Annotated in this window: 6 protein-coding genes; 4 read left to right on the forward strand and 2 right to left on the reverse strand. The window is 69.2% G+C overall.

What is annotated here, in order from left to right; translation table 11 throughout:
- Positions 1-749: serine hydroxymethyltransferase (gene glyA / locus VET29_RS26330; RefSeq protein ID WP_414636609.1), on the forward strand; the 749-nt coding region annotated here is incomplete at its 5' end.
- Positions 750-791: 42 nt separating this feature from the next.
- Here the strand turns inward: glyA and VET29_RS26335 are convergent.
- On the reverse strand, positions 792-2357 hold the full coding sequence (locus VET29_RS26335; RefSeq protein ID WP_324925147.1) for a glycoside hydrolase family 10 protein: 1566 nt from the start codon (positions 2355-2357) through the stop codon (positions 792-794).
- Between the two features lie 235 nt (positions 2358-2592).
- Between VET29_RS26335 and VET29_RS26340 the strand changes: the two genes are divergently transcribed.
- Both VET29_RS26340 and VET29_RS26345 read left to right on the forward strand, forming a co-directional pair.
- Positions 2593-3120, forward strand: a complete 528-nt coding sequence (locus tag VET29_RS26340; protein ID WP_324925149.1) for a MarR family winged helix-turn-helix transcriptional regulator — start codon at positions 2593-2595, stop codon at positions 3118-3120.
- Positions 3121-4800 carry an MDR family MFS transporter gene (locus VET29_RS26345; RefSeq protein ID WP_324925151.1) on the forward strand — a complete coding sequence of 560 codons (1680 nt, stop codon included), beginning with the start codon at positions 3121-3123 and terminating at the stop codon, positions 4798-4800.
- Between the two features lie 81 nt (positions 4801-4881).
- On the opposite strand, the gene VET29_RS26350 is transcribed toward VET29_RS26345, so the two are convergent.
- Positions 4882-5376, reverse strand: a complete 495-nt coding sequence (locus VET29_RS26350; protein ID WP_324925153.1) for an inorganic diphosphatase — start codon at positions 5374-5376, stop codon at positions 4882-4884.
- Between the two features lie 77 nt (positions 5377-5453).
- Here VET29_RS26350 and VET29_RS26355 point away from each other — a divergent pair.
- The coding region (locus tag VET29_RS26355; protein WP_324925155.1) for a hypothetical protein at positions 5454-8198 on the forward strand (2745 nt) is incomplete at its 3' end.

Here is an 8198-nt window from a genome sequence, read left to right on the forward strand (position 1 = left end):
TCTTCTGTGGCGGCACCGCCATCCCGCGCACCATCGACTTCCCCGCCTTCGCCGCCATCGCCCAGGAAGTGGGCGCGGTCCTGGTCGCCGACATCGCCCACATCGCCGGGCTGATCGCGGGCGGGGCGCACCCGTCGCCGTCGGCCTTCGCCGACGTGGTATCGACGACCACGCACAAGACGCTGCGCGGCCCGCGCGGCGGCATGCTCATGTGCAAGGCGCCGCACGCGGGCGCGATCGACAAGGCCGTCTTCCCCGGCCTGCAGGGCGGGCCGCACAACCACACCACCGCCGGCATCGCCGTCGCGCTCAAGGAGGCGGCGCAGCCGGAGTTCCGCGAGTACGCGGCCGGCGTCGTCGCCAACGCCAAGGCGCTCGCCGACGCACTTCAGGGCCGCGGCTTCGACCTCGTCTCCGGCGGCACGGACAACCACCTGATCCTGATGGACGTGACCGGCAAGGGCATCGGTGGCAAGCCCGCCGCCAAGGCACTCGACCGGGCGGGCATCGAGCTGAACTACAACACCGTTCCGTTCGACCCACGCAAGCCGTTCGACCCGTCCGGCGTTCGCCTCGGCACGGCCGCCGTCACCACGCGTGGGCTCGGTGTCGACCAGATGCCGCAGGTCGCCGAGTGGATCGACCGCGCGATCACGGCCGCCAACAACGCCGACGAGACCGTGATCGCGGCCGTCGCCGCCGAGGTGCGGGAGATGCTGGCCGCCTATCCGATGCCGGGCTGGGCCTAGCCGTACCGCCCTGACAGGCGCGTTCGGTCCTGAACGCGCCTGTCAGGCGATGGTGAAGCGGGGCATGCTCGGCCCGCTCTCGTTGTGCGAGCGATCCAGGGCCGTCACCAGGTAGGTGTACCGCTGCTCGGGCACGGCCGTCGGGTCGGTGAACGACTGCAGCGGGCCCCGGACGGCGCGGACCGTCCCCACCAGGTGCGACGCGTCCGCCAGGTCGCATCGCTCGACGAACCTGTGCCCGTCCAGCCGGTACACGGCGAACGAGGTCGCCGCGTTGGACAACCACCGGATCCGCAGGCCGGTCGACGTCCGCGTGGCGTCCGCGAACAGCGGCGCGCTCGGCCCGCGCCCCGTCAGCCGGCCGGCCGTCGGCGGCAGCGCCGGGTGCTGGTAGTGATCGGCCCGCACGATCGACATGTGGCCCAGCCGGTTCGCCCTGACCTGCGCCGCCGAGAAGTAGATGTCGCCCTTGACCTGCGGGTGGTCCCGGTTGAACGTCAGCTGCCGGCTCATCTCCGCCGGGTCCTGCCACGCCGCGGGCTGCGCCGGGTTCGCCACCTTGTGGTTCGCGTGCCCGATGTACAGGTTCACCCGCGTCCCGGACACGACCGACGACCACCACGGCACGAGCCTCGCGTAGTCCGCCACCTCGAAGCCGATGTTCCAGTAGACCTGCGGCGCGATGTAGTCGAGCCACTCCTCCTTCACCCACTTGACCGTGTCCGCGTACAGGTCGTCGTAGGTCTGCACGCCGGCCTGTGTCGGGGAGCCCGCCGGGTCCGTCGCGGCGTTGCGCCACACCGCGAACGGGCTGACGCCGAACTGCACCCACGGCTTCGCGGACCGGATCGCCGAGGACAGCCCGGAGATCAGCGAGTCGATGTTCTTCCGCCGCCAGTCCGCGAGCGGGAGGCTGCCGCCGTACCGCGCGTACGCGGCCGTGTCGTCGAAGGTCTGCCCCGCGACCGGGTACGGGTAGAAGTAGTCGTCGAAGTGCACCGCGTCGATGTCGTACCGCTTGACCGCGTCCATGATCGCGTCGATGGTGAACTTCCGGACCTCGGGGATGCCCGGGTTGTAGTACAGCTTCCCGCCGTACGCGACGACCCAGTCCGGGTGCACGCGCGCGGGATGCGTCGGCACCAGCGCGTTGACGTCGGTGTTCATCGACACCCGGAACGGGTTGAACCAGCCGTGGAACTCCAGGTTCCGCCGGTGCGCCTCCTCGACCGCGAACTTCAGCGGGTCGTACCCGGGGGCCTGGCCCTGCGCGCCGGTCAGCCACTGTGACCATGGCTCGTACTCCGACGGCCAGAACGCGTCCGCCGTCGGCCGGATCTGCACGACCACCGCGTTGAGCCCCAGTGCCACGGCCTCGTCGTACCAGCGGACCAGCTCGGCCTTCTGCTGGTCGGCCGGAAGCCCTGGCCGTGACGGCCAGTCGATGTTGGTCACGCTCGCGATCCACTCGGCACGCAGCTGCTGTTTCGGCGCCGCGGCGTCCGGGGCACACTGGGTGGGCGCGGCGCCCGCCACCGGCGCGGCGGCGGTGAGCATGAGGGCGGCAGCGAGAAGCGTGCCGAAAAGGGTGGCGGGGTGGCGGCGCACGGGTGCAGTCTGTCTGGTTCGCCACACCGAAGCCAACTGTGGATCGATAACGAGTAGCACTGGATCTTTGCCGGATCTTCACTGGTGTCCGCGTCCGAGATGTCCATTGTTGACCGTTTTTGCAGGTCATGGGACGTGCGTCACAGGTAAAACCGCTTGCGAGATGACTTAGTGTGAGTTCATGCTTGTATCGACCAACTAATTGGGTGATGCACGCAACAAGGGAGGCTGGGTCGTGGTCGCAGTGGGGACCGACTCCGGGACAGCCGTACTGACCCAGGCGGAGATCGAGGCGGGCCGGCGGCTCGCCACGGCGATGTTCGCGCTTGGCAAGCAGCAGGCGACCCTCGGGCAGAAGATGAGCCGCGCGGGCGTCGACCGTTCGGCGGTGATGCTGCTGAAGACACTGGTTCACCTGGGACCGAGCAGGTCGAGCGCGCTCGCGACAGCGGTGCACTCCGACCCGTCGACGGTCAGCAGGCAGATCGCCGGACTCGTCCGGGACGGTCTGGTGGAGCGAAGGGCGGATCCCGAGGACGGCCGGGCCAGCGTGCTCGCGGCGACCGAGACAGGGATCACGCTCCTCGAGGAGCAGCGCAGGCGTGTCGGCCTCGCGCTCGCTCGGACGGTACGGCAGTGGGCGCCCGAGGACGTCGACACGTTTCTCGACCTGCTCGAGAGGTTCGTGGTCGACCACGAGCGCAGCCTGCCGGAGATGATCAACGAATGCGTCGCACTCGCGCGTTTCGAAGGGGAAAAGTAGATGTCTGAAACAACCTCGCGCGCTGTGCCCGAGGTGCAGGGGGAGCGGGGCGCGCTGACGCACCGCCAGATCATGGCGATCGTCGCCGGCCTCATGATGGGCATGTTGCTGGCCGCGCTCGACATGACCATCATGGGTTCGGCGACGAAGACGATCGCCGACCAACTGCACGGCCAGACCGTCCAGGCCTGGGTCACCACCGCGTACCTCATCACGTCGACGATCTCGACACCGCTGTACGGCAAGCTGTCCGACATCCTCGGCCGCAAGCCCATGTACCTGACGGCGATCTCGCTGTTCCTGGCCGGCTCCGCGCTGTCCGCGATCTCGAACTCGATGTACGAGCTCGCCGCGTTCCGCGCGCTCCAGGGCCTCGGCGCCGGTGGTCTGATGTCGCTGGTGTTCGCGATCATCGCCGACATCATCTCGCCACGAGAACGTGGCAAGTACCAGGGCTACTTCATGGCCGTCTGGGGCACGTCCAGTGTTCTCGGCCCGGTCATCGGCGGGTTCTTCGCCGGCGCGGACAAGATCTTCGGCATCGACGGTTGGCGCTGGGTGTTCCTGGTGAACGTGCCGGTCGGCATCATCGCGCTGTTCGTGGTCGCGAAGGTGCTGAACGTTCCGCACAACAAGGTCAACCACCGGGTCGACTACTGGGGCGCCGCGGCCCTCACGGTCGCGCTGGTGCCGCTCCTGGTCGTGGCCGAACAGGGCCGCGAGTGGGGTTGGGACTCCGGTAGGTCGTTCGCGATGTACATCGTCGGCGCGATCGGCGTGGTCGGGTTCGTGCTGATCGAACGGATGATGGGCGACGAGGCGCTGCTGCCGCTGCGGTTGTTCCGCCGGCCGGTGTTCTCACTGACCAACGGCATCAACTTCGTGATGGGCCTCGGGATGTTCGGGATGATGATGACCATCCCGTTGTACCTGCAGATCGTGAAGGGCGCGACGCCGACCGAGTCCGGTCTGCTGACCCTGCCGATGACCGCGGGCATCCTCGTCGCGTCGATGGGCAGCGGCATCCTGATCTCGAAGACCGGCCGCTACAAGCGGTTCCCGGTGATCGGGCTCGGGCTCATGACGGTGTCGATGTTCCTGTTCTCGACGATCGGCGTGGACACCCCGCTGTGGCAGACGATGCTGATCATGGGACTGGCGGGCCTCGGCCTCGGCCAGTGCATGCAGACGCTGATCCTGGCCATCCAGAACGACGCGCCGCCGAAGGACATGGGCGTGGCGACGTCCGCGGCGACCTTCTTCCGGTCGATCGGCGGCACCGTCGGCACGGCGGTGTTCCTGTCGATCCTGTTCAGCACCGTGACCGGCAAGATCGCGTCCGCGTTCGCCAGCGTGCGGTCCGACCCGGCGTTCCTCGCGGCGCTGCAGGAGAACCCGCAGTTCGCCCGGAGCCTGCAGGGTGGCGGCAGCAGCCTCGACCTCAACAACACCGAGTTCCTGAACTCGCTCGACCCGACGCTGGCCCGGCCGATCCTGACCGGCTTCGCCGAGTCGGCCGACACGGTGTTCATGGTCGGTGGGTTCGTGGTGCTGGTGGCGTTCGCCCTGATCTGGTTCCTGAAGGAGTCGCCGCTGTCGACCCAGACGGGCATCCAGCGGGCCGCCGACGAGGACGACGCCACCGCGGCGGCGGCCGCGGCTCCGGCGGTCGCACACTGACGGTGGTCGCACACTGACAGGGGAGAGGTGAGAGCCCCGCACGCCTTCGGGTGTGCGGGGCTCGCCTCTGCTGTCTGGTGTCTAGTGCTGACCGCCGGCCTCCTCGAGGCGGGCGTAGGAGCGGATGATCTCCTTCTCGGCCTCGTCGCGGCCGACCCACGAGGCGCCCTCGACGCTCTTGCCCGGCTCCAGGTCCTTGTAGACCTCGAAGAAGTGCTGGATCTCCAGCCGGTGGTACTCGGCGAGGTGGTGGATGTCGCGCAGGTGCTCGGTGCGCGGGTCCGCGGCCGGGACGCACAGCACCTTGTCGTCGCCGCCCTTCTCGTCGGTCATGCGGAACATGCCGATGGCCCGTGACTTGATCAGGCACCCGGGGAAGGTCGGCTCCTGGACGAGGACGAGCGCGTCGAGCGGGTCCCCGTCCTCACCGAGCGTGTTCTCCACGAAGCCGTAGTCCGCCGGGTACTGGGTGGCGGTGAAGAGCGTCCGGTCGAGACGGATCCGCCCGGTCACATGGTCCATCTCGTACTTGTTGCGCACGCCTTTGGGGATTTCGATCGTGACGTCGAACTCCACGGTTCTTCCTCGCTCAGATCGGCTCGTTTCGGTTGTCGCTAGTCTGGCGTACTGCTGGTGACCGATTGGGAGGGCACGTGCCGAAGCGCGGCGATGGCGACCTCTGGCCGACAACCGACGACGACAACGCGCGCGACAAGCCGTCCGTGCCGGTCAGCGATGTCGCGACGCACAAGTTGCCGGTCCCTGACCAGCAGGAGAAACCGGCCGCGGGCGGCTGGTTCGACCCCCCGGCGGAGGAACCGCAGCCGGGACGTGACAAATCGCACGCCAAACCGGCCCAGCAACGTACCCAGCCGGTGAGCTGGCCCGTTGCCGAACTGGAGAAGCAGGCGAAGCGTCCGGTCACCCAGCGAACGGCCTTCGTCAGGGCGATCCAGCCCACGCCGGCATGGCCGGCGGACCAGGCCCCGAAGAACGACACCCCGAAGTCCACTCGATCGGGTGAGAAAGCGGACGCCTCCCCGAAGGACTCATCCGCCTCGACGCCGAAAGCCATTCAGCCTGAGGTGGAGCCCGCCGAGGCTGGGTCTGCTCAGGCTCCTGCTGAGGTGGTCGAGGCCGCTCAGGCGGACGAGGGCGAGGCTCGCCGGGCGGAGGTCGCTGAGGTCGCTGAGGTCAAGCAGGGTGGGCAGCCGTCCGGGGCCGGCCAGCCGGGAGGCCCTGGGGACGGGGAGGGAACTGCCCAGGAGCTGGCCGCCGCGTCCGCTCAGCCCGAGCCGCCGGCCGCGCAGCCGGAACGAGCGGGGGAGGGGGAGTGGCTCGCCGAGAAGGAGCCCGCTGGTTCGCGAGAGTTGGCCGGTCCGTGGGAGCCCACTGGTTCGCGGGAGCCTGCCGGTCTGTGGGAGCCTGCCGGTTCGCGGGACTCGGCTGGTTCGCAGGAGTCATCGGCCGGTTCGCAGGAGTCAGCTGTGCAGAAGGATTCGCCCGCGCCGGAGGAGTCGGCAGCGCAGAAGGAGTCGGGCGGACGAGAGTCTGCGCAGAATGAGCCGATCGCCTCGCGGGAGCCGACCGCGGGCAGCGAGCCAGCTGCCGACGAGGAAGCGACTGGGTCGACGGACCCGGCTGAGCAGACGGAGCGGTCCGCAGAGAACGGGGCAGCCGCTCAGAAGGTGCCGGTCGCCGAGCACGGGTCGACCGCTGAGCAGGAGCCTGCTGACATTCAGGGTTCCGACCAACCGGAATCTCAGCCGAACACCACGACCGAGCCCGGGGCTTCAGGGGTTGCGGACAAGCCCGGGTCCGCTGGCCAGGCTGGCGCGGCCGGTCAGTTTGGGTCGGCTGGCCAAGCTGGCCAGGCCGGGTCGCCTGACCAGGCCGAGTCACCGGGTCAGGCCGAGTCACCTGATCAGGCCGAGTCGGTCAGTCGAACGGAGTCGGCCGGTCAGCCGCAGTCGCCTGCCGAGCTGAAGTCGCCTGTCGAGCTGAAGTCGCCTGTCGAGCCGGAGTCGCCTGTCGAGCCGGAGTCGTCCACCAAGCCGGAAGCTGCCTGGTCCGAACTCGTCGCCAAGCCAGAACCCATCACGGCGTCCGACCTCGTCGGCAAGGGCGAGCCCACCGAGCTGACGGCGCCGGACATCCACCAGGCACAGGAGACGGACCGGGCCCAGGAGACCGCGCCGGCACAGGAGAGCGACCCGGCACAGGAAACCGGCCACGCACAGGACGCCGACCAGGCGTCCGCCGTCCCCGAGCCGAGTGACGCCACCGCGCCTTCTTCCACGACCACCCAGCCCCTGCCGAAGACCACACAACCCACCTCCCAGGAGGCCGCCGAACCTCCTGCCGAGGCGACCCGGCCCTCCTCCCAGGAGGCCGACAAGTCCGCCTCCCCGCAGAGGGACAGGCCCGAACCACCATCGCCCGCCCTGAGCTGGTTCAGCACACCGACCGACGAAAAACCAGCCCCGGCCTGGCCCACCCTGAGCGAGCGCCCGACCTCCGACAGCGCGACCGTCAACCTCTTCCAACCATCCGAGCCGACGCCACCCAAGCCGACGCCAGCCAAGCCGGAGATCCCCAAGACGGAGATCCCCAAGACGGAGTCCTCCACGGCGGACACAGCCAAACCGGAGACCGCCGAACCGGAAACCGTCAAGCCGAAAACCGATCGCCCCGAACCCCCGAAGCCGACCAACGCCAGCCGCGCGGCGCTGAGCTTCAAGAAGTCGCCCTACACGGACGGCCCGACGGCCTACCTCCCGAAGCCTCCCGCCCCCGAAAGGCCGGCCGACCAGCCCTCGGCCGACTCCGCACTCCCCAAGACCACCAAGTCACCGGCCGACACCCCCAAGACCACCAACGCCGACAGCGCCACGGTCTACCTCCCGAAGCCGATCCAAAAACCCAGCCAAAAACCAAGCCAGAACCCGATCTCGAAACCCAGCCAGAACCCGACCCAAAAACCGAGCCAGCAACCCGGCCGGAACCCGAGCCAGAACCCGCTCCCGAAACCGAGCCAAAAGCCGAGCCAACCCAAACCGCTCCAACCGTCCCAACCGCCGCGCGACACGCCGAGCTTCATCCGTCCCCAGGCGGAACACACCGCCTTCATCCCTCGTCAGCAGCCGCGCCAGACCACCCGCCCACCACAAGCCGACTGGTCGCCCCCCGAGCCACCCCGCGCCGCCCCGCAGCGCGTCGGCCCGGCACCCGAGGAACCGGCGCCCCGCAAGGCCAGGAAACGCCTCCTCATCACCGCCATCGCGATCGTGGCGGTCGTCGGCGTGGCGGCCGGCGTCGTCTTCGGCGTCCCCGGGCTCACCGAAAAGCTTGGCCTGACCAGCGAAGACGCCGTGGCCATCGCGCCGCCGCCCGCGCCG

This window comes from Actinophytocola sp. (genome assembly GCF_035634895.1).
In the GTDB taxonomy this organism is placed as follows: Bacteria; Actinomycetota; Actinomycetes; order Mycobacteriales; family Pseudonocardiaceae; genus Actinophytocola.

Bases quoted from the DNA above. Each gene is read 5' to 3' on its own strand.
- VET29_RS26345 (WP_324925151.1), top strand. From the start codon at position 3,121: ATGTCTGAAACAACCTCGCGCGCTGTGCCCGAGGTGCAGGGGGAGCGG.